We start from the raw sequence: 20,901 nt of genomic DNA on the forward strand, positions 1-20,901 counted from the left end.
GAAACGCCCGCCTTGAAAAACAAGGCGTTAGCCAGGAGATCCGCACCTATAACTTTTGGATTAATGCTTTCTTACATTTGCAGCCTGGGAATACTTGACGATCCTATGATGGCAAAGGGGCATCATTCATTTAGCCCTTGACCACCCGCGCCATTGGCGCAAGGAGATGTGCCATGTTGCTGCAACAGATCCTCATCCACTGCAAGAACTTCATCCAACGCCAAGACGGCGCTTCCGGTATCGAATACGCGGTGATCGCGGCGATGGTCGCGGTGGTCCTGGCCGGGTTCGTCGGGGGCATCTCGGAGAGCGTCTCGGACATCATGACGACCATCCAGGGGGCTCTCCAAACGGGTGCTAGCGAGGGCTGATCAACGCGCCATATCGATCCTTTGGACCAGGAGCCGGTCATGCCGCCCTACTCCTCGCGTCAGCAGATCCTGTTGGTGGACGATGAAGCCGAAGCGTTGCAGGAGCTGGCCGAGCTTCTGGAGAACGAAGGCTTTTGCTGCCACACCGCCACCTCGGTGACGCTGGCGCTACAACAGCTGAGCCGGCACCCGGATGTGGCGCTGGTCATCACCGACCTGCGCATGCCGGAGGAAAGCGGCATCTCGCTGATCAAACGCTTGCGCGAGCACACCGCGCGCCAACACCTGCCGGTGATCGTCACCTCCGGACATGCCGACATGGACGACGTCAGCGACCTGCTGCGCCTGCAAGTGCTGGATCTGTTCCGCAAGCCGATCTACCACGCACGCCTGCTGGAGACCCTGGACAACCTGTTTCCCAAGACATCGATACAGGCGGCGGGGCAGTGACTGGGTTGGTCCTGTGCTTGGCCACCTAGGCCGAGCGGAGTTGGGGCCGTCAATCATTGACCTGGAACTCGACCCGCGCCGTCTCGCCGCTCTCGTCCAGGGCACTCAGCTCGATCCGACCGACCTGCTCGAAGTGCACCGCCAGGCTTTCCTGGCCATTGGTTTCACCCAAGGGCTGGCCATTGAGGAACCACCAACGCCGACCGCCCCCGCCCAACGCCGAGACGTGCAGCTGCAACGGTTCGGTACTGGTGGCCGGGCGCCGCAATTGGTCACCCGCACGCACGCCGACAATCGACAGCGGCGGCGCGGTGGCCGGTACCTGGGGCGGGCAGCTCGGGTCCACGGCCGGCAGGCGGGTGGCGCGCCGCTCCAAACGTGGCAACCAGGGCTCCAGCGGTGCAGGCCACAAGGCCACCGTCCGCGCCTTGGCGCCCGGGCAAGCGCTATCGACCCGCAAGCCACGCTCGTTGACCCAAACCGTTTCGCGCAGACCAAGCCCCAAGGGTTGGTCTGCGGCCTGCAAGGTCGGCGGTGTGGTGCCCTCCAGAGTCCAGGCGAAACGCTGGCGACGGCAGTTGGGGTCTTGCCGATCCAGGGGTTGTCCCAACGGCCAGCAGATCGCGGCCACCCCGATGCTGGCCGGCACCGCTGCCACCGGCGCGGCAATCCCACGCTGGCGGTCTCGGTTACTCAGCAAGTCATGCACCTGCAGCATCAAGGGCGCCGCCGAGGCCAGGCCGAACTGCCCCGGCACGGGGGTACCGTCGGGGCGGCCGATCCACACGCCGATCAAGTAACGCGGCCCAACACCAATCGACCAGGCATCGCGGAAGCCGTAGCTGGTGCCGGTCTTCCAGGCTAGTTGCGGCCGCTGTACCAGCTCGGCGTGCGGATCACGGTCCGGGCGTGCCTGGCCACTGAGGATGCGCCGGATGATCCAGGCGGCACCGGGCGACAGCAGGCGCCGCTCGACCAAGGGGTCCTGAGGCTGCAGGCGCAACCTGGCGCTACGACCGTCGCGGGCCAGGGCGGCATAGCCGCCGACCAGGTCCTCGAGGCGGCTGCCAGCGCCACCAAGGATCAACGACAGGTTCGGCTCGGCCAGTGGCGGCAAGGCCAACGGTACTCCGCCACTGCGCATCTGCGCAGCGAAACGTTTGGGGCCGTAGGCTTCCAGCAACTGCACCGCCGGTAAGTTCAGCGACAGGGCCAGGGCCGAACTGGCCGCCACCGGGCCACTGAAGCCCATGGAGAAGTTGCCCGGGCGATAGTCGCCATAGCGCCGTGGCACATCCTGCAGCAGCGATTCGGAATGGATCAGGCCATCATCCAGGGCCATGCCATAGAGAAAGGGCTTGAGGGTCGAGCCGGGCGAGCGCAGGGCGTTGACCATGTCGACATGACCGAAGCGGCGCTCGTCACCCAGTTCGATGGAGCCCAGGTAGGCACGCACCGCCATGCTCTGCGATTCCACCACCAGGATCGCTGCCGAGGTGCGCTCCGGTAAACGCGCGCGCCAGCCTAGCAGCAGGTCTTCCAGGCGGCGTTGCAGGACGGCGTCGAGGGTCGTGCGGATCAGCGGCGGGCTGTTGGAGCGGTTCAGCCGGCGGGCCAGCAAGGGCGCCAACGCCGGCTCCTGGCGTGGCGCCAGCAGCAGCGGCTCTTCGCGGGCCTCGGTGACCCGTTGCGCAGGCCACACCTGATACTCGGCCAGACGTTGCAGAACCTTGTCGCGGGCCTGCTGGGCACGTTGCGGGTGACGGTCCGGGCGCAACCGGCTGGGGGCCTGAGGTAGCACGGCCAGCAACGCCGCCTCGGCCGGAGTCAGGTGTTGCGGGGACTTGCCCAGGTAGGCCCAACTGGCCGCGGCCACCCCTTGGAGAGTGCCACCGAAGGGCGCACGGTTGAGGTAGATCGCGAGGATCTCGCGCTTGGACAGGTGCCACTCCAGTTGCCCCGTGCGCCATAGCTGGCGGAGCTTGCCCGGCAAGGTCCGCGGGTGTGGATCGAGCAGGCGCGCCACCTGCATCGACAGGGTGCTGCCACCGGACAGCACGCGCCCGCCCCGCAGGTTCAGCCAGGCGGCGCGTGCCAACGCCAGCGGGTTGACCCCGGGGTGGCGGTAGAACCAGCGGTCCTCGTAGGTCAGCAAGGCCTCCAGGTAGAGCGGCGAAACCTGCTCCGGGCTGACCGGATAACGCCACACGCCATCAGCATCGGCAAAGCGCCACAAGGGCGTACCATCCTCGGCCAGCACCACCCGCGCCAGGTCGTCGGTGGGCATCGGCAGCGGCCACAAGCGGTCCGCCAACCACAGCAAGGCTACACCCAGCAAACCGGCGGCCAACACGGCGCGTACAATCCTGCCCCGTTGGCTGCGCGGACGAACTAAGCTGAGCATCGGCCCTCCAGCGGCTCGCCGGGGATCAGGGAACCGACCCAGCCAGGCGATGGCCAAAGCCTTGAAAACGGCACGAACGCCGGTTCGATCATCAGGAAGCGATTATGCATGTAGAAGGTTTTTTCGAGTGGCTCGGCCAGGCACTGGGTTCATTGATCCGCTTCATCGTCGACGCCCTGGGCGGCGTATTCAACTGGCTGGCCAACGCCGGCAGCAATTTCATCGACGGCCTGGCCCGCACCTTGGGCATGGACACCTCGCTACTCAGCATCCTCGCCCTGATCGTGGGATTGCTGTTGCTGTTCTCGGCGGTCCGCGCCTTCATGCGCGCCTCGATCATCATGGGGATCATCTGGTTGCTGCTGGGATTGTGGGTGCTGAGCTGGGTGGTCCACTGAGACAGTTGCAAGCTGCAAGAAAAAGCATGATCTACACCGATCCGCTTTGCCTTGCAGCTTGCAGCTGGAGCATCAGCGCCCTCGAACGACCATCTCCCCTTGCCCATCCCCCACTGCCTGCAGGTTCGGCCTGTACATCGACTCGACCTGCGGCGGCGGCACGCGGTAGGTGCCCGGCGTTACGGCGCGCGCCAGGTACAAGAGGTGGGTGGTGCCGTAGCTGTCGAGTTTCAGCGCCGCCACGTAGCGATCGTCACGGAACTCTTGGTGCACCACGTTGGCGTTCTGCATCGACTCGCGCCACTGCTTCACCGCACTGCTGGCGTTCTCCAGGCTGGCGGCGCTCTGCGCCAGGTTCTGGTTTTCAAGCTCAAGGCCGGCCGGCAACAGATCCACTACCAGGGCGTCCGGCACCTGTGTCTGGGCCTTGAGCGCCAGGTGCACCAATACCAGGTCGCCACTGCGCAGGTTGCGCAGATCCAGCGGCTGGCCGTTCATGCCGAGGTATTCGCGGCGGATCTCCATACCATTGCCGCTGGCCACCGGTGCCTGGCGTGGATAGCCGGACAGGGTCAGTTGCTGGTACAGGGTGTCGCTGCCCTGGTTTTGCACGGTCAGCGGTGATGCCAGCAGCGGGCCTTCGAGCTTCAGGCCGGACTCGGCATTGTTCAGCTCTCGCACTTCGCCAGCACTGTCCAGGCGTGCCTGCCAGGTACCTTCTGGCTTGCCAAGCAGTCCTCGGCCAGCGAGGAACAGTGCATTGCGTTCCTGGGTCGACAGCCAGCGGTTGGCGGCCAACTCGTCGGACAGGGCAAACAGACGCTGGTCGACCTGGTTACTGGCCAGGTTGTTCTCCTGCAGCAACGCCAGGATCAACGCCTGGTCACGCAGCGCGCTGCCGTAGTCGGCCATCCAGCCATCGTTGCGGCTCGCCGCCAGGCCAGCCTGCAGGGCCTGCTGGGCACGTGGTTTGTCGCCCATCTTGTCGAGGGCGATCGCCAGTTGCACCAGCGGCAGACCGGAGCGAGCATCGCTGCGCCGTTCGAACAGGCTGCGCAGGGCACCCAGTGGTGCCTGCTGGCTGCGCGCGAGCACCAGGGCGGCATAGGCCTGCACGGCGAAGCGGGTGTGCTCGATGTTCTGGCTGTAGTTCACTTCGATCAGGTTGCGCTCCTGCAAGTAGCGCAACAGACGTTCGCTGGCCTTCTTCAATACCTCCGCCGGCACGCCATAACCCTGGTCGCGGGCACGCAGGAGGAAGTCGGTGACATAGGCGGTCAGCCAGTATTCTTCCTCATCATCCGAACTCCACAGGCCAAAGCTGCCGTTGTAGCGCTGCATGCCCAGCAGATGCTCGATACCCATCTCGATCTTGCGCTTGCGCACGTCCGCCGGCTCGCCCTTGATGCCCAGGCGCTTGAGGCTCTCGGCATCGGCGTAGAGCGAGGGATAAAGGCCACTGGTGGTCTGCTCCAGACAACCGTAAGGGTAGGCTTCCAGGGCGCGGATCTGCTCGGCCAGGTTCAGCGGCGGACGGCTCGACAGCACCAGGCTGGCCTCCAGGCCCGCCGGCTCGAAAGCCGCCAGGTCGCCTTCCGGCAGGCTCCACATCTGGTCCTTGAGGGCCACGCGGTAGTGCTTGAGCGTTGCCGGGTAGGCTGGGCGCACACCCAAGGTCCACTCGCGCTCGAATACGCTCGCCGGCTCGCCCGGCAGTTGCAGGCCAGTCACCCGCACCCGAACTTTACCCTGGCCCAAACCGCCTTCGGCCTGCACCGGGATCTTCAGGGTAGTGCGCAGGCCCTCGGCCAGGTTGAGGTTCTGCTGAGTGCCCTGGGCCAGGCTGAGTTGGCCTTCGCTGCTCAGTTGCACCGTCAGTTGCTGGGCCTTGCCGGACAGGTTCGAGAGGTCCAGGGCCAGCTCTGTGACGTCACCACCGGCGAGGAAACGCGGCGCAGACAGTTCGGCGATCAGCGGTGCGGCCACCACCGTCTTGCCCTCGGCCATGCCAAAGCGCTCATCGGTCCAGGCCTGGGCCATCAGGCGCAGCTCACCGTTGAAGTCAGGAATGTCCACGCTCGCTTCGCCTTCCCCCTGCTCGTTCAGGGTCACGGGCTGGCTCTGCTGGGCGACGATGGTCACCGTGGTGTTGGGACGCTTGCCGCCCTTGGCCATGGCTGCGTCGCCACCGAAGGCGAGGCTGGCCAAGCGGCCTTGCCCGGCTTCGATCAGTTGGCCGTAGATATCCAGCTGGTCGGCACCATAGGCCTTGCGCCCGAACAGGCTGGCGAAGGGGTCCGGGGTCTTGAAGTCGGTGATGTTGAGAATCCCCACATCCACGGCCGCCAACAGCACGTGCACCTGCTTGGGCACGCTGCCATCGGCGTTGCTCGCCTTGAACCTGACGGTCAACGGCTGCTTGGGCCGCATCTTCTCGGGCGCCTCCAGGCTCAGGGCCAGCTTGCGTTCGGCACGGTCGAGCGGCAGGTGCAACACGCCCACGGCGCGCTTGGGCGTGGCATTGACCTTGCGTTCGCCCGGGCGGATCACCAGGGCGCTGATGTACAGGTCATGACGGGCCCACTTCTTGTCCAGTTGCACATCGAAGGTCTTGCCCTCGGCGGGCACGTCGACTTCCTGCCACCACAACGGCCCGTCGCTGGATTCGATCATCAGGTATCCGTTGCCCGCAGCGGGTGGCGTCACGGTGACCTTGGCAGTGGCGCCGTCGGCATAGGAAGGCTTGTCCAGCGCCAGCTTGACCTGGTCCGGGCGCACCGCGCCGCCTTCGGCATTGTCCTGAGCCCGATAGCCGGCCCAGAAGCGCTGGCTGCTGACCAGACCGGTCTCAGGGTCTTCCACTTCGACCCGGTACGGTCCCCATTCGACCTGGAAGTTGAGCTTGGCGGTGGAGCCGGCCTTGACGCTGACGGTCTCTTCGCTCTGGGTCAGGAACTTCTCGTTGAAGTTGTAGCTCCAGCCATCGCTCTGGGAGTAGTTCCAGTAATAGTCGCGGCGCTCGCGCACCAGGCGCACCTTGAGGTCGTTGGCGGCCAGCTTGCGACCTTCGCGGTCGGCCACCAGCACTTCGAACTCCACCGGGCCGTCACTGTCGGTTTCCTCGCCATCGAACAGGCCACGTAGGCCCGGCAAACGCTCAGCGGGCCAGATCGGCTGTTCAAGGCGCCGGGTGATCGGGCGGCCACCGGATTCCTGCAAGCTGGCCTGGATGGTCAGTTGCAATGGCGAACGGGCCTCGGACCAGCGGCTCTCGATATCGAGGGTGGCCTGGCCGGCATTGTCGAGGGTGACTTCGTCCAGTTCCAGGTCCTGGCTCAGTTCGGTCTCGGTGATCGAGCCGAACTGGTATCCCGGCAATGCCGGCACCGCTTCGCGCAACGGACGCACGTATGCCTGGCCACTGAGACGATTGCCTGCGGCCGGGGCGCCATAAAGGTAGCGGCCATTGACCTGAATGCGCGCGTCCTGTTCAGGGCGCAGCGGTGTGTTGCTGCCCTTGAGCTCCAGGGCCAAGCGCTCGGGCAAGAAGTCCTCGACGAGGAATTCATGGATCTGCTTGCGTCCACCGCCCAGGTCGAGCAGCAGTTGCCAGCGTCCGGTCGGCGCTTCGCCCGCCAATTGCAGCTGATATTGGTACAGGCCATTGGCATCGGCCTCCCAGACGAACTTGCGACTGACCTGCTCATCAGGCCGACGCACCTCCACGGTTACCGGCTGGGCCTTGACCGGGTTGCCATCTTGGTCGCGCAACAGGCCGTTGAGCAGCACCGTTTCGCCCGGACGGTACAGGTCGCGCGGGCCGAACACGAAGAATTGCAGAGGGTTGGCCTGGGGGCCGGTAATGTCGAACTCGGCCAGGTCGAGCGCCGCCGTGTTCAGGCGCAGCAAGGTGGTGTGCACGCCTTGGTGGGCAATCAGCACGTCGGCCTTGGGCAGCATCGGCAGCTGCGCATGACCGCCACCGTCGGTCTTGGCCTGGGCCAGTAGCTTGCCTTGGCCGTCATGCAGCTCCAGGTCGACGCCACTGAGGGCCTTGCCACCCTCCAGGGCCTGGGCGAAGACGTCCAACCGGTCGCGGTAGCGGTGCGCCGAAACGCCGATGTCGCTCAGGGTGAACAGGGTCGCCGGCTGCGAGTAGTCGTAGGTGCCCGAGGCTCGCATCACCGCCAGGTAGACTCCGGGTTCCTGCAGCGGCTTGATTCCGGCAATAGGCAACAGCACGGTCTCGCGGGTGTTGCGCGCCGGGTTCAGGTCGAAGCGGCCACTGTAGACCAGCTCGGCCATGTCCAGGGTTTCCTTGGACTGGTAGTAATACAGGCTGCTGTTGCGACCCCAGTTGGCGAGAAAGCTCGAGAGGGATTCGGGTTTGACGCGGAAGAACTCCACATCGACCTTGTCGACGTTCAGGGCGATCACCGGCAGGCCTTCGGCCAACCGTGTGGGCAACAGCGAACCACGGCTGGCGAAGCCCACGGTGGGCTGCATGTCGCGAGTCTCCAGGCGACTGACCGACTCGTTCGCCAAGCGTTTGCCATTGACTGCCAGCAGGCCGGCGTCAATGGTCAGCACCAGCTTGCGCTGCGGCTCCAGGTGGCGCAGGCGTAGCTCCATCTGGTTGCCTGCAAGCTCCCAGGCACCATCGACCTTGCCCTTGACCGTATCGACCAGGTGCACCTTATCAGCGAAGTTCTGCTCGGCATCGAGCGGTGCGGAAAAGCTGATCGATAGGGTACTGGCGCCATCGAGCTGCACTTCCGAGACATCCAGCACGCTCAGTTCACGGTCGGCGTAGCGCTCGGCCAGGACTGCCGGGTCTTCGCGCTTCGGCGCACGGGCTTCAGCCTGAGGCGTCTCAGCAACGGGCTTTTCGGCAGGCGCCGGTTTGTCCGGCGAGGAAGAATCACAGGCGCTGAGCAGGGCCAGCGCGCAGGCCAGCAACAATCCTTTGTTGAGCATGGGGGGAAACTCTTCGGCAGCGTGTTCGTAAGGGGAGCAACTATAGCGCAACGGCGCGCCGCACAACCTGCGCCGCGCGGCTAGTGAGACTCTGTTCGCGCCGTTTGGTGCCACGGGCCGTTACAATGCCCGCTTCGCAAGGAGCCCGCATGTCCCGACTGTCCGACGACTGGAGCGATCGAGCCACCCACCGCAAGGTTTGGGGCCTGGCCGCACCGATGATTCTCTCCAACATTTCCGTACCGCTGGTGGCGCTGGTCGACAGCACGGTGATCGGCCATTTACCCCACGCCCATCAGTTAGGCGCCGTGGCCGTGGGCGCCACCCTGTTCACCTTCACGGTCGGCCTGATGGGCTTCCTGCGCATGGGCTCAACCGGCTTCGCCGCCCAGGCCGCCGGGCGTGCCGACGGGGCGGCGCTACGCCAGGTGCTGGCCCAGAGCCTACTGCTGGCGCTGGGCTTCGCCCTACTGCTGGGCCTGACCGCCCTGCCCTTCAGCCAACTGGCGCTACAGGTGATGCAGCCTAGCGAGGCGCTGCAGCAATCAACGGAAGACTTCTTCCACACCCGCCTGCTCGGCCTGCCCGCGGCATTGGCCAGCTATGCCCTGGTCGGCTGGTTCCTCGGAACCCAGAACGCCCGTGCGCCCCTGGCCATCCTGCTGGCCACCAACCTGCTGAACATCGTCCTGAACCTGTGGTTCGTCCTTGGACTGGACTGGGGCGTGCTCGGCTCGGCGCGGGCATCGGTGATCGCCGAATGGAGCGGCGCCCTGCTCGGCCTCGCCCTGACCCGACCGGCGCTGCACGCCTACCCCGGCAAGATCGCCTGGGCCGCGCTCAAGCACTGGCAGTCCTGGCGCCCGCTGCTCAGCGTCAACCGTGACATCTTCCTGCGCAGCCTGGCCCTACAGTTGGTGTTCCTGCTGGTCACCGTCCAGGGCGCGCGCCTGGGCGAGGCGACAGTGTCGGCCAACGCCCTGCTGCTCAACGGCCTGATGCTCACCGCCTACGCCCTCGACGGCCTGGCCCATGCGGTCGAAGCCCTGTGCGGCCATGCCATCGGCGCCCGCGACCGCCAGGCCCTGCGCCGCTCCCTGGTAATCGCCTGCGCCTGGTCATTGCTGATCAGCCTCGGCTTTGCCGTGCTGTTCCTGCTGGGCGGGCACCTGTTCATCAACCTGCAGACCGACATCGAAAGCGTGCGCGCCGCGGCCTATCCGTTCCTGCCGTACCTCGCCGTACTGCCGTTGATCGCCGTGTGGAGTTATTTGCTCGACGGCCTGTTCATCGGCGCCACCCGAGCACGGGAGATGCGCAACGCCATGCTTCTGAGCGTGGTAATCGCCCTGCCCTTCGCCTGGGCAGCAAGCGCCCTGGGCAACCACGGGCTGTGGCTGGCCTTCCTGGGGTTCATGGGATTGCGGGCGGTGAGCCTGGCGTGGATGGGGTGGCGGTTGCAGCGACAAGCGCTGTGGATTCAGTGATACAGAGGCCGGTCCGACGCCCCGGCAAGGCCACTCCAGGATCTACTGCATAAATATCAAAGGCATAAAAACATAATGCGCCACCCTATGTTTGACTCGCCAGACACAAGAATCTAGTTATGCACAAGAACCTGAGTCGGACCGTAACCTTCCTATCATTAGCAGGATAATGGACAGTGCATAACACACCATCGCAAAGCACCCAGACCACTCTCCACCATTGTAAGACGCCGACACTAGAAGACCGATCATGCTCGTAAAGGAAATCGGCAAAAACTCCAAACAGAAACCCAATCGACTCCAAAGCTTGCCCCCCCGAACAAAGAACCTAGCCACAACAAAGCCGACCGCTAAACAAAAAAATGACGAAAGCACCAAAAAAACAAGCGTTACCAGATACATCGAAACAGCGGGAATCCCAGATACATCATTAGGGTCATTCGGATTTTCGATAACTCCCGCTGTCGCAATGAAGAAGAAAATAGTTGCAACCGCGCACATAACATGTGCTAAACATCGACACATCCAAGATGACAAGCTCATGCTCACCTCAACGTTAAGAAATTAATAAACCAAAGACGACTGAGCTTATTAAGCTTCAATCCCAGCGCGTAAACATGCCAACCTCTTTCGTCACACGACCAATAACTCGAAGCGTGATTTAGCCAAAATAAACTCTGGAAGTGTTGCTATCCATACCAGCATTGTACGGGGGCCTGATATCAATTCGACTGACCTCGACAGTGCCGATATCAATCACAGGACTCAGCGCCCGCGACTAACTATAATTCGAGCTCACAGACAGGAATCTTCCAACTTTCCCTTATCCCTGTAACACATTTCCCAAACATACCTCCGCAGCCCACGCCATGCTTCTGAGCGTGCTCATCGCTCTGCCCTTCGCCAGGGCAGCAAGGGCCTTGGGCAACCACGGGCTGTGGCTGGCCTTCCTGGGGTTCATGGGATTGCGGGCAGTGAGCCTGGCGTGGGTGGGCTGGCGGTTGCAGCAGCGAAGGGAATGGGTACGCTGAAACCGCATTTCATATGATCGACGCAGTACCGGTAGGAGCCAGCGTCAGTTGGCGATGCAAGGCACAGACTTGCCGAAGGCGAGCCACTCCAACTGATGCTGGCTCCTACCGGATAGCGTCGATCAAGACAGTCTCAGGATGACAGGTACGACGAGCGGGTCAGGCCCAAACGCAACGCATCGAGGAACTGTGTCCGCTCACGGGCAGTGATCTTGGCGCTGGCCACTTTGTCGCGGTAGTGGGTCATCAGTTCCTCCGGCGACAGGTGCACATAACGCAGCATGTCCTCGATGGTGTCGTGGGTCTCGATACCGGCGTGGTACACACGGCCATCGGCGTTCTGGTAGATGTTCACCGAGTCGGTGTCGCCGAACAGGTTGTGCATGTCGCCGAGGATCTCCTGGTAGGCACCGACCAAGAAGATGCCCAGCAGGTAGTCCTCGCCCTCGTTGATCGAGTGCACCGGCAGGCTGGTCTCGATGCTCTGCTCATCGACGTACTGGTTGATCTTGCCGTCGGAGTCGCAGGTCAGGTCCTGCAGCACGGCGCGACGCAGCGGCTCTTCGGTGAGGCGGTGCAGCGGCAGGATCGGCAGCACCTGGCCGATGGCCCAAGTGTCAGGCAGGCTCTGGAACACCGAGAAGTTGCAGATGTACTTGTCGGCGAGCTTGTCGTTGAGCTCGTCCAGCACCTGGCGGTGGGAACGCTGACGGGCCTTGAGCGAGTTGTGCAAGCGCCGGCACACAGCGAAGTAGCACTGTTCAGCCAGGGCCTTCTCGGCCAGGCTGACCTTGCCATCGGCATACTGGGCGGCCACGTCGCCCATGTAGTGGGTGGCACGCCAGTAGGTCTCGGTGACCATCTCGATATCGGTCGGCCCGAGCAGGTCGACCAGCCACTGCACGGTCTCCGGCAGGCTTTCCTTGTTCTCGATGCGCGGTACTTCGTCGTTGTGCTTCTCCACGTCGGTGACTTGCACCACCAGCATGGCGTGGTGCGCGGTCAGGGCGCGGCCACTCTCCGAGAAGATGTGCGGGTGCGGCAAGCCCTGGGCGTCGCAGAACTCCTTGAGCATGCCCACCACCACGGCGGCGTAGTCATCGATGTCGTAGTTGATCGAGCTGGCATTGCGCGAGTGGGTACCGTCGTAGTCCACGCCCAGACCGCCGCCGACGTCGATGTGGTCCACCGGTAGGCCTAAAGCGCGCAGCTCGCCGTAGTAACGGATGGCTTCCTTGAAGCCATGCTGGTAGTCAGCCAGGTTGGCGATCTGCGAGCCCATGTGGAAGTGCAGCAGGCGGATGCCCTGGTCCAGGCCAGCATCGCGGAAGCGCTGGACCACCGAGATCAGCTGGGCGGCGGACAGGCCGAACTTCGACTTCTCGCCTCCGGTGTCGGCCCACTTGCTCGAAGCCAGCGACGACAGGCGCACGCGCAGGCCGACCTGTGGCTTGACCTTGAGCTCGGCGGCCTCCTCGATCACCAGGGCGACCTCGGATTCCTTCTCGATGACGATGAACACATTGTGGCCGAGCTTCTGGCCCATGAGCGCCAGGCGGATGAACTCCCGGTCCTTGTAGCCGTTGCAGACGATGGTGCCGCCCTTCGGCGCCAGCGCCAGCACGGCCAGCAGCTCAGGCTTGGAGCCCGCTTCCAGACCGATGGACACGTTCTGGGTGGCGATGATGTTTTCCACCACCGCTTCCTGCTGGTTGACCTTGATCGGATACAGCGCGGTGTACTGGCTCGTGTACTCCATACGCGCGATGTTGGCGTCGAAGGCACCGGTCAACTGGCGCACGCGGTGCTGCAGGATATCGGGGAAACGCACCAGCAACGGCAGCGACAGGCCGCTCTGGCGCAGTTCGTCGACCTGTTCGAAGAGGTCGATCGGCGCGCTGTCCGGGCCGTTGGGACGGACTTCGACACGCCCAGCCTCGTTAATGGCGAAATAACCGGCGCCCCAATGGCGGATCCCGTAAACACTGCGGCTGTCGGCCACGGTCCATTGGCTACCATCGTCTTTGCGTGTGCGTCGTACGGACATTCAAGTCCCCTATGTAGAAAGTCGATAACACCGGTCTGCTGGGTGCAAGCGCAGTGTAGAAGCTGAAAATGACGATACATCCGTGGTCAGGGGTAGACCCTTCCTACGGGAACGAGTTTAGAAAGCGATGGGCAAAAAAGCGCGGTACAGCCTCAGCCGCCGGACTTTTTCGCTTTGAAACCCTGCTTGATCAGCTCGCCGATCAGCAGCTCGACATGATCACCCTGAATCTCGATGACCCCGTCCTTCAAGGCGCCACCGGTGCCGCAGCGGCGCTTGAGCGTGCTGGCCAGTTCCTTGAGTTGGTCCGGGGGCAGCGGGACGCCGCTGATGGTGGTCACCGTCTTGCCGCCACGGCCTTTGCTTTCACGGCGCACACGGGCGATGCCATCCCCTTCGGGAATGAGCGTCTGCTTGCAGATGCAGGCATCCACGGGCTTGCTGCAGTCCGGGCAATGCCGGCCAGCATCGGTGGAGTACACGAGGCCGCCAAGGGCGGCGAAGGATGAGGCTTTCTTGGCCACTTTTGATCCTCTGTTGAGGACAAAAACTGGTCGGCGCCTCGGGCGAGGGGGCCGACCGCGAAGCCCCACTCTGGCAGGGGCAGCGCTACTGCCGCAAATCCTGCGACAGCCCGAAAAGGCCGCGCAGTGTAACGATAAATCCGCCGGATGCTAAGTACCGGAATGCGCCATTTATCGAAGCTTTCGCGACTTCACGATGTAACGCTGCAAAGCGGCCAGGGAATCCGGGCAATAGGGTTGTTGCTGGCTGTCCGCCACAGCCTCCTCCAGGCTGATGAACCGCGCCTCGCTGACTTCCTCCGGCTGCAGGCGCAAAGGGCCATCCCAGACGGCCGAGAACACCGCGCACCAGAGCCGGTTACCAGGCTGGTCGAAGAAGAACTTCTCGTGGAAGCTCAGCTCGACGCCGCTGACACCCAGTTCCTCCTCCAGCTCACGGGCAGCCGACTCGGCATAGCTTTCCTCGGCCGCCACCATGCCACCGGCAGCGACATCCCAGTAGCCGGGGTAGATAGCCTTGCTCAAGGTACGGCGGTGCACGCACAGCTCGCCGGCGCTGTTGAACAGCAGGATGTAGGTGCCGCGCCCGATCAATGCACGGTCACGCAGTTCAGCCCGGGGCAAGGCGCCGAGCAGTTGGTCGCCGGCATCCACCCAAGCGATCAGCTCGGCGTCGGAGGCTGCGCGGTGCGCGACCTCCGCTGGACTGATCGCCATCAGCCTTGCGACAGCAATTGGCGCAGGTCGATCACTGCGGCGTTGGCGCGGGAAATGTAGTTGGCCATCACCAGCGAGTGGTTAGCCCACATGCCGAAGCCACTGCCGTTCAGCACCATTGGGCTCCACAGAGCCTCCTGCGAGGCTTCCAGCTCACGGATGATCTGCCGCACGCTGACCGTGGCGTTCTTCTTCGCCAGCACGTCGGCGAAGTCCACCTCGATGGCGCGCAACAGGTGCGACAGGGCCCAAGCCTGGCCGCGAGCCTCGTAGAACACGTTGTCGATCTGCAGCCATGGGGTCTCGACCACCTCTTCGTCAAGCTGCGGCGCCTGGCCGGCGACCACCGACTCGGTCTTCAGGGTGCTGTTGAGCTTGACCCGGCCGACACTGGCCGACAGCCGCTGGGAGAGCGAGCCCAGGCGAGTGGCGACGTCGCCCAGCCAGTTGTTCAGGTTGTCGGCACGGGTATAGAACAGCGCGCCCTGCTGGTCGGCAGCCGCCAGGCGGTTCTGGTAGCGGGTCAGGGAGTTGAGGCCTTCCTGGAATTCCGATTCGCTCGACGGCAGGATCCAGCTCTTGTTGTCGAAATTGAAGCGCGGCTCGGCCTTGGCCAGGTCGGCGTCTTCGGTGGACTGGGACTGGGAACGGGCGAAGTCCTTGCGCAGGGCACGGCTCAGGTCGCGGACCTGGACCAGCACGCCATATTCCCAACTGGGCATGTTGTCCAGCCACAGGCCAGGAGGGAAACGGTCGTTGGAAATGTAGCCACCTGGCTTGTGCAGCAGGGTGCCGGCAACGGTCTTGAGGGTTTCGATGGTGGTGTAGCCGACCACCATCTGCTGACCATTGCGCTCAGCTGCCGCCTGGGCGTTCTGCTGCACCGGGAATAGGTCTGGCTCCTGGCTCCAGTACCAGCCCAGGCCAATGCACACCAGCAGGTACAGGCCAATCAATGTGCCCAGCGCTCGGCTGAACAAGCCGCCAAAGTAACTACGGGTGGCCGCACCACGGGTATCGGCCCGCTCACGCGCCTCGGCTTTGCCTGTACGGTTTTTCCAGTCCAGCATGGCATTGTCCTTATCAGTCACGTCGGTTCAAGGGCTTGGACCGCAGGCGTTGGCCAGGGTGCCGCGGCAAGCACGCATCGCAGCACTATAAAGCAAGGACGACCGTTCTCATAAGCGACCAATGGGTCAACAGGCGAATAAACAGGCCTGAAGGCGCTGTTGATACAAGACCCTCGATTGCCCGGAAAGCTGGACGTTCTTGGCAAGCCGCCCACACCGCCCCTCTTGGTCATGCGCAGCCCAACCACGTGGGACGGACCGGGCAATAACGGCAAAGTGCCACTTTTTTCGTCCTACAGGCCACTCCGTCATAACCTCGTCACAAAACCGCAATAAGTTCAGGCACTTACCTTGTCCCTTGCCGCTGGAAGCCCGCGGATATGCGCCTGAAGCTGCTGACCAATTTCAACACCTTGTTGCTGGTGACCGTGTGTATCGCCTTGGGCGCAACCCTGGTGTGGTCGCAACACGCCCTGGAGCGCCCCTACCAATTGATGGAGCGCTACCTGGGGTTGTCCCAGCAATTCCAGAACGAAACGGCACGCAACATCCAGGCGTACCTGGGCAGCGGCGATGCCCTGCGCCATGCGGCGGCAGTCGAGGCCAACGAATCCATGCAAGCGACTCTCGGCGACTGGCCAGAAGACCTATCCAACCAGTTGCGCCCTAGCCTGGACAACCTACAGGCCTTCACTGGCGATGAGCTGCTGGCCGCCGGCAAGCTGGCCGGCGACCCTCAGGCACTGCTGCAACAGGCCGAGCGGGAGCTGGGTGCCAATCTCGAACAGCTGGCAGCCTATGCCCGCGACAGCGACAGCAGCGATGCCGGCCAGTACTCCGCGCCCTTGCTCGACGCCGCCGTGCATCTGGGGCGCCTGTCCCTGGCGCGTGACAAGCTGGTCAGCAGTGGCCGCGCCGAACTGGCCGATGAGGTCCAGCGGGAACTGCAATTGATCCGGGCCCAAGCCCAGGTCATCGAGGAACTGCCCTTGCTCGGCGTGACCCGCGCCGCCGAATCCAACGCCGACGATTTCGCCTCGCTCATGGGCCTGGAAACCCAGGCCAGCGAGGCCCACGAAGATACCGCGGTGGGCCTCAAGCGTGAACTGCAGAGCCTGCTCAACCGCTACCCCGCCGAACTGCAGCGCACCCGTGAACAGATCCAGCGCCGCGCCGCCCTGGCCACCACCACCGGCGAACACCTCGACGCGGTACAACAGGCCATCGCCGCGCTGGAACCCGAGGTACGCAGCCAGCATGCGCGCATCCAGGGTGAAGTGCGGATCATCCAGGGCCTGATGATCGGTCTGATCCTGCTCATCGCCCTGCTGATCGACACCTTGCAGCGCCGCCTGGCCCGCACCCTCACAGGCCTCGCTCCCGCTCTCTCGCGTTGGGCCGAGGGAGACTTCGGCCAGGCCATCGCCCTGGGCAGGACCAACCGCGAATTGCATGACATCCAGGAATCGCTCAACCGTTTGCGCCAGTACCTGGTGGAACTGGTCGGCACCATCCGCCACAACGCCGAGCAGGTGGCCGGCAGCAGCCATGCCCTGGCCGGCATGAGCAGCGCCCTGCACGACGGGGCCGAGCGCCAGGCCGGCGACACCGCGCAGATCCGCGATGCCCTTGGCGAACTGGAAGCGACCATTCAGCAGGTGGCCGGCGATGCCAGTTCCGCAGCCAACGCCAGCCAGGATGCCGGGCGCGCGGTGGAACATGGCCAGGCTGTCATCGGCCAGAGCCTGTCCGGCCTGCGCGCACTGGTCGACGAAGTACAGGGCAATGCCCAGATGATCGAACAACTGGCCGAGGAGTCGGCCACCATCGGCAGCGTGCTCACGGTGATCCGCTCGATTGCCGAGCAGACCAACCTGCTGGCGCTCAACGCCGCCATCGAAGCGGCCCGGGCCGGGGACATGGGGCGCGGCTTCGCCGTGGTCGCCGATGAAGTGCGCTCGCTGGCCCAGCGCACCACTGGCGCGACCGGCGAGATCCAGGCCCTGATCGATCGCCTGCAACAGGCCGCCCGGGAATCGGTGGACGGCATGCGCGCCCAGCTCGAACATGCCGAAGCCACCGCCAGCCAGGCCCAAGCCGCCGACGGCGCGCTGGACGAGATCGTCAGCGCCATCCGCACCATTTCCGACACCGCCGTGCGCATTGCCGATGTCACCGCGCAGCAGAGTGGCGCGGTCAGCGAAATCCGCGACCACAGCGAGCGGATCCACGGCCTGGGCGAGGACAACCTGCAGCGCATTGGCGAAGGGCGTGAGCAGGGCGAGCAGTTGCTCAGGCTGGGCGGTGAACTGAACATGGCGGTGCAAGCGTTCCGCGTTTGAGGCGGAACCTGCAGGAGACAGCGTCAACCAGCGATGGGCGGCGCAGCAGCCCCAAACGGTAGCAAGTCCGTTATCATGCCTCCACGTTTCACCTCGCGAGACCGCCATGCGCCGCCTGTTTTTCCTGCTGTTCCTGCTGATGGCCGGCCCCGCCTTCGCCGCCGGCCTGCTCGACAACCGCCCGAGCGCAACCCTGGGCGCCGCCTCGCTGAACAACAGCGCCGACTTCCTGCCAGTGCACGAAGCCTTCAAACTCAGCCTGGTGCAGGGCGACGCCCAGACCATCAAGCTGCGCTTCGTCGCCGCCGACGGCTACTACCTCTACCGCCACCGCTTCCAGTTCCGCAGCGAACCGGCGGACATCGCCCTGGGCACCGCGCAGATTCCTCCCGGCGAGGCCAAGCACGATGAGTTCTTCGGTGATGTCGAGGTGTATCACGGCATCCTCGACATCGAAGTGCCACGGCAAGCCTCCGACCAACGCCCCTTCACCCTGCTGGTGACCTACCAGGGCTGCGCCGACAAGGGTCTGTGCTACCCACCGGAAACAGCTCGCCTGAGCATCGACGGCCAAGGTGCCGCCGCGGCTGGAGCAGGCGGCGCCACCAGTGCTGGCTGGAGCTGGCAGTCCCTGGCGCTGTTCTTTCTCGCCGGACTCGGCCTGACATTCACGCCGTGCGTGCTGCCCATGCTGCCGATCCTTTCGGGGGTGGTCCTGCGCGGCCAGGTAGGGGGATGGCGCGGCTTCAGCCTGTCGCTGGCCTATGTGCTGCCGATGGCAGCCTGCTTCGCCCTGCTCGGCGCGCTGATGGGCATGTTCGGCGCGAGCCTGAACCTGCAGGCGCGCTTGCAATCGGCCTGGGTGCTAGTGCCGTTCTCGTTGTTCTTCGTAGTGTTCGCCCTGGCCATGTTCGGCCTGTTCGAACTCAAGCTGCCGCAGGCGTTGAGCAGCCGTCTGGAACGGGTCGCCGGCCAGACCAAGGGTGGCTCGCTGCTCGGCGCGGCAGTGCTTGGTGTGCTCTCCAGCCTGCTGGTCTCACCCTGCGTGTCAGCGCCATTGGCCGGTGCCCTGCTTTATATCAGCGCCAGCGGCGACGCCCTCGGCGGCGCCCTCAAGCTCTTCGCTCTGGGCTTGGGCATGGGCGCGCCGCTGCTGGTGATCGCCACAGGCGGTGCGGCTTGGCTGCCGAAGAGCGGGCCTTGGCTGGCCACGGTGAAGAATGCCATTGGTGTGCTGCTGCTGGGCTTGGCCATCGGTCTGCTCAGCCGTGTGCTGCCTGGGCCAGTCACTTTGCTGCTGATCGGCCTGCTGGCGGCGGGCGTGGCGTTGTTCCTCGGGGCCCTGGAGTTCGTCGTCAAGACACCGCGCCAGCGCCTGGCGCAACTGCTCGGCCTGGCCTTGCTGAGCTATGCGCTGGCCTGCTGGTACGGCGCCTTGACTGGCCAGGGCGACCCACTGCGCCCGCTTCCCCAACCGATGGCCAGCAATGCCACCACGCCTGCGACCCAGGCCGATGCTTGGCAGACCCTCACCACCCCGGCCGCCCTCGACGCGGCCCTGGCCGAAGCCAAGGCCGCCGGCCAGCCGGTGCTGCTCGACTGGTACGCCGACTGGTGCATCAGTTGCAAGGTGATCGAACACGAAGTGCTCAACGCTACACAGGTTCAAGCGCAGCTCGGCGCCTTCAAGCTGCTGCGCTTCGACATCACCGAAAGCAACGCCGAGCAGCGCGCCCTGCTCGACCGCTATCAACTGTTCGGCCCTCCCGCCCTCCTGTTCTTTGCCGCGAATGGCAGCGAAATGACCGCTGATCGAGTAGTTGGAGAGATAAAAACCGCAGAATTCGCCGAACATCTCACACGCGTGCGCGCCGATCTGGGTCTATAACTTTCCCTTGGCACGCAAATACCGGAGGACAGTGACCGAACTTAACGATTTGGTCACATACTTTGCGCGAATCTCGCTCATCGTGTTGGCTATTGCCGGGAACTGGACACTTGCAACAGCTTGCGGCATAGTCGCCGCGCTATGTCGTATTGCCCTACAAATCCAAGGAAACCGCAGATGGCAACCCTACTGGTCCTGCACGGCCCCAACCTGAACCTGCTCGGCACCCGCGAGCCGGGCGTCTATGGCGCCGTGACCCTGGCCCAGATCAACCAGGACCTGGAGCAGCGCGCACGCGCCGCTGGCCACCATCTGCAGTATCTGCAGAGCAACGCCGAGTACGAATTGATCGACCGCATCCATGCCGCGCGCAACGAAGGCGTCGACTTCATTCTGATCAACCCGGCTGCTTTCACCCACACCAGCGTCGCATTACGTGACGCATTGCTGGCTGTGAGCATCCCATTCATCGAAGTGCATTTGTCCAACGTGCACAAACGCGAACCTTTTCGTCATCACTCCTACTTTTCCGATGTCGCTGTAGGAGTGATTTGCGGCCTGGGCGCCAGCGGTTACCGGCTGGCCCTGGAGTCTGCCCTGGAACACTTGGCTGCCAACGCAAAGCCCTGATGACGAGACCACGGCCCTGAATGGCCGGGCTCACGAGAAACGTTTTTCAATACGTTTTCAATTACGCCCCTGACCGAACCTTGGGAGTTGATGATTAATGGATATCCGTAAAGTCAAGAAACTGATCGAACTGCTGGAAGAGTCTGGCATCGACGAACTGGAGATCAAGGAAGGCGAAGAGTCGGTACGTATCAGCCGTCACAGCAAGACCCCGGCTGCCCAACAGTACTTCGCGCCGGCGCCGGTCGCCGCCGCTCCTGTCGCCGCGCCAGCCCCGGCCGCTGCCCCCGTCGCCGAAGCCGCCGCTGCAGCGCCGAAGCTGAACGGCACCGTGGTGAAATCGCCGATGGTCGGTACCTTCTACCGCAAGCCTTCGCCGACCTCGGCCAACTTCGCCGAAGTCGGTCAGACCGTGAAGAAGGGCGACACCCTGTGCATCGTCGAAGCCATGAAGATGATGAACCACATCGAGGCCGAAGCCAGCGGCGTGATCGAGTCCATCCTGGTAGAAGACGGTCAGCCGGTTGAGTTCGACCAGCCGCTGTTCACCATCGTTTGAACCGCG

General features: G+C 64.0%; 13 protein-coding genes and 2 pseudogenes. 9 read left to right on the forward strand and 6 right to left on the reverse strand.

The window, feature by feature from the left end:
* Window positions 1-173: 173 nt before the first annotated feature.
* Together ACYU03_RS22970 and ACYU03_RS22975 are read left to right on the forward strand one after the other, a co-directional pair.
* Entirely contained in the window at window positions 174-371 is a 198-nt protein-coding gene (locus ACYU03_RS22970) for a Flp family type IVb pilin (RefSeq protein ID WP_461886902.1), read from the forward strand.
* A gap of 39 nt (window positions 372-410) precedes the next feature.
* Window positions 411-821 (forward strand): response regulator, encoded by a 411-nt coding sequence (locus ACYU03_RS22975; protein WP_461886903.1) that lies wholly within the window; start codon window positions 411-413, stop codon window positions 819-821.
* A gap of 49 nt (window positions 822-870) precedes the next feature.
* Here ACYU03_RS22975 and pbpC read toward each other — a convergent pair whose 3' ends face one another.
* Complete coding sequence (gene pbpC / locus ACYU03_RS22980; protein WP_461886904.1) at window positions 871-3,225, reverse strand: peptidoglycan glycosyltransferase PbpC; 2,355 nt, start codon at window positions 3,223-3,225, stop codon at window positions 871-873.
* Between the two features lie 104 nt (window positions 3,226-3,329).
* Here pbpC and ACYU03_RS22985 point away from each other — a divergent pair, with 104 nt between their 5' ends.
* Complete coding sequence (locus ACYU03_RS22985) at window positions 3,330-3,623, forward strand: hypothetical protein (protein ID WP_461886905.1); 294 nt, start codon at window positions 3,330-3,332, stop codon at window positions 3,621-3,623.
* Window positions 3,624-3,695: 72 nt separating this feature from the next.
* Here the strand turns inward: ACYU03_RS22985 and ACYU03_RS22990 are convergent, their stop codons facing one another.
* A complete protein-coding gene (locus ACYU03_RS22990; protein ID WP_461886906.1) occupies window positions 3,696-8,600 on the reverse strand; it encodes an alpha-2-macroglobulin family protein in 4,905 nt (1,634 codons plus the stop codon).
* 149 nt (window positions 8,601-8,749) lie between these two features.
* On the opposite strand from ACYU03_RS22990, the gene ACYU03_RS22995 reads away from it, so the two are divergent.
* On the forward strand, window positions 8,750-10,087 hold the full coding sequence (locus ACYU03_RS22995) for an MATE family efflux transporter (protein ID WP_461886907.1): 1,338 nt from the start codon (window positions 8,750-8,752) through the stop codon (window positions 10,085-10,087).
* An 863-nt stretch (window positions 10,088-10,950) separates the two neighbouring features.
* A pseudogene (locus tag ACYU03_RS23000) lies at window positions 10,951-11,118 on the forward strand (MATE family efflux transporter); the annotation flags it as partial.
* 133 nt (window positions 11,119-11,251) lie between these two features.
* Here the strand turns inward: ACYU03_RS23000 and speA are convergent.
* From speA to ACYU03_RS23020, 4 genes are all read right to left on the reverse strand, one after another.
* Window positions 11,252-13,165: an arginine decarboxylase gene (gene speA, locus ACYU03_RS23005; protein ID WP_461886908.1), complete on the reverse strand. Its 1,914-nt coding sequence runs from the start codon at window positions 13,163-13,165 to the stop codon at window positions 11,252-11,254.
* Between the two features lie 152 nt (window positions 13,166-13,317).
* Window positions 13,318-13,689 (reverse strand): translation initiation factor Sui1, encoded by a 372-nt coding sequence (locus ACYU03_RS23010; RefSeq protein ID WP_461886909.1) that lies wholly within the window; start codon window positions 13,687-13,689, stop codon window positions 13,318-13,320.
* A 171-nt stretch (window positions 13,690-13,860) separates the two neighbouring features.
* On the reverse strand, window positions 13,861-14,406 hold the full coding sequence (locus ACYU03_RS23015) for an NUDIX hydrolase (RefSeq protein WP_461886910.1): 546 nt from the start codon (window positions 14,404-14,406) through the stop codon (window positions 13,861-13,863).
* On the reverse strand, window positions 14,406-15,476 hold the full coding sequence (locus ACYU03_RS23020; RefSeq protein ID WP_461886911.1) for a DUF2333 family protein: 1,071 nt from the start codon (window positions 15,474-15,476) through the stop codon (window positions 14,406-14,408). The genes ACYU03_RS23015 and ACYU03_RS23020 overlap by 1 nt, the downstream gene beginning before the upstream one ends.
* Before the next feature lie 1,826 nt (window positions 15,477-17,302).
* Between ACYU03_RS23020 and ACYU03_RS23025 the strand changes: the two are divergent.
* The 4 genes and pseudogenes from ACYU03_RS23025 to accB form a co-directional block, all read left to right on the forward strand.
* Window positions 17,303-17,818 (forward strand): annotated as a pseudogene (locus ACYU03_RS23025) (methyl-accepting chemotaxis protein); the annotation flags it as partial.
* A 106-nt stretch (window positions 17,819-17,924) separates the two neighbouring features.
* Window positions 17,925-19,706 (forward strand): protein-disulfide reductase DsbD, encoded by a 1,782-nt coding sequence (locus ACYU03_RS23030; RefSeq protein ID WP_461886912.1) that lies wholly within the window; start codon window positions 17,925-17,927, stop codon window positions 19,704-19,706.
* Window positions 19,707-19,883: 177 nt separating this feature from the next.
* Window positions 19,884-20,336, forward strand: a complete 453-nt coding sequence (gene aroQ / locus ACYU03_RS23035) for a type II 3-dehydroquinate dehydratase (RefSeq protein WP_461886913.1) — start codon at window positions 19,884-19,886, stop codon at window positions 20,334-20,336.
* A 97-nt stretch (window positions 20,337-20,433) separates the two neighbouring features.
* The gene (gene accB / locus ACYU03_RS23040; protein ID WP_461886914.1) at window positions 20,434-20,895 is read left to right on the forward strand and encodes an acetyl-CoA carboxylase biotin carboxyl carrier protein; all 462 of its coding nucleotides are present in this window, start codon (window positions 20,434-20,436) and stop codon (window positions 20,893-20,895) included.
* Window positions 20,896-20,901: the final 6 nt, after the last annotated feature.

It is taken from the genome of Pseudomonas sp. X10, from assembly GCF_054889225.1.

Excerpts from the sequence above, each read along its gene's own strand:
- ACYU03_RS22985 (WP_461886905.1), top strand. The coding sequence starts at position 3,330 with ATGCATGTAGAAGGTTTTTTCGAGTGGCTCGGCCAGGCACTGGGTTCA.
- ACYU03_RS22970 (WP_461886902.1), top strand. The coding sequence starts at position 174 with ATGTTGCTGCAACAGATCCTCATCCACTGCAAGAACTTCATCCAACGC.
- ACYU03_RS23020 (WP_461886911.1), bottom strand. The coding sequence starts at position 15,476 with ATGCTGGACTGGAAAAACCGTACAGGCAAAGCCGAGGCGCGTGAGCGG.
- ACYU03_RS23015 (WP_461886910.1), bottom strand. The coding sequence starts at position 14,406 with ATGGCGATCAGTCCAGCGGAGGTCGCGCACCGCGCAGCCTCCGACGCC.
- pbpC (WP_461886904.1), bottom strand. The coding sequence starts at position 3,225 with ATGCTCAGCTTAGTTCGTCCGCGCAGCCAACGGGGCAGGATTGTACGC.
- ACYU03_RS22975 (WP_461886903.1), top strand. The coding sequence starts at position 411 with ATGCCGCCCTACTCCTCGCGTCAGCAGATCCTGTTGGTGGACGATGAA.
- accB (WP_461886914.1), top strand. The coding sequence starts at position 20,434 with ATGGATATCCGTAAAGTCAAGAAACTGATCGAACTGCTGGAAGAGTCT.
- ACYU03_RS22990 (WP_461886906.1), bottom strand. The coding sequence starts at position 8,600 with ATGCTCAACAAAGGATTGTTGCTGGCCTGCGCGCTGGCCCTGCTCAGC.
- speA (WP_461886908.1), bottom strand. The coding sequence starts at position 13,165 with ATGTCCGTACGACGCACACGCAAAGACGATGGTAGCCAATGGACCGTG.
- ACYU03_RS23030 (WP_461886912.1), top strand. The coding sequence starts at position 17,925 with ATGCGCCGCCTGTTTTTCCTGCTGTTCCTGCTGATGGCCGGCCCCGCC.
- aroQ (WP_461886913.1), top strand. The coding sequence starts at position 19,884 with ATGGCAACCCTACTGGTCCTGCACGGCCCCAACCTGAACCTGCTCGGC.
- ACYU03_RS22995 (WP_461886907.1), top strand. The coding sequence starts at position 8,750 with ATGTCCCGACTGTCCGACGACTGGAGCGATCGAGCCACCCACCGCAAG.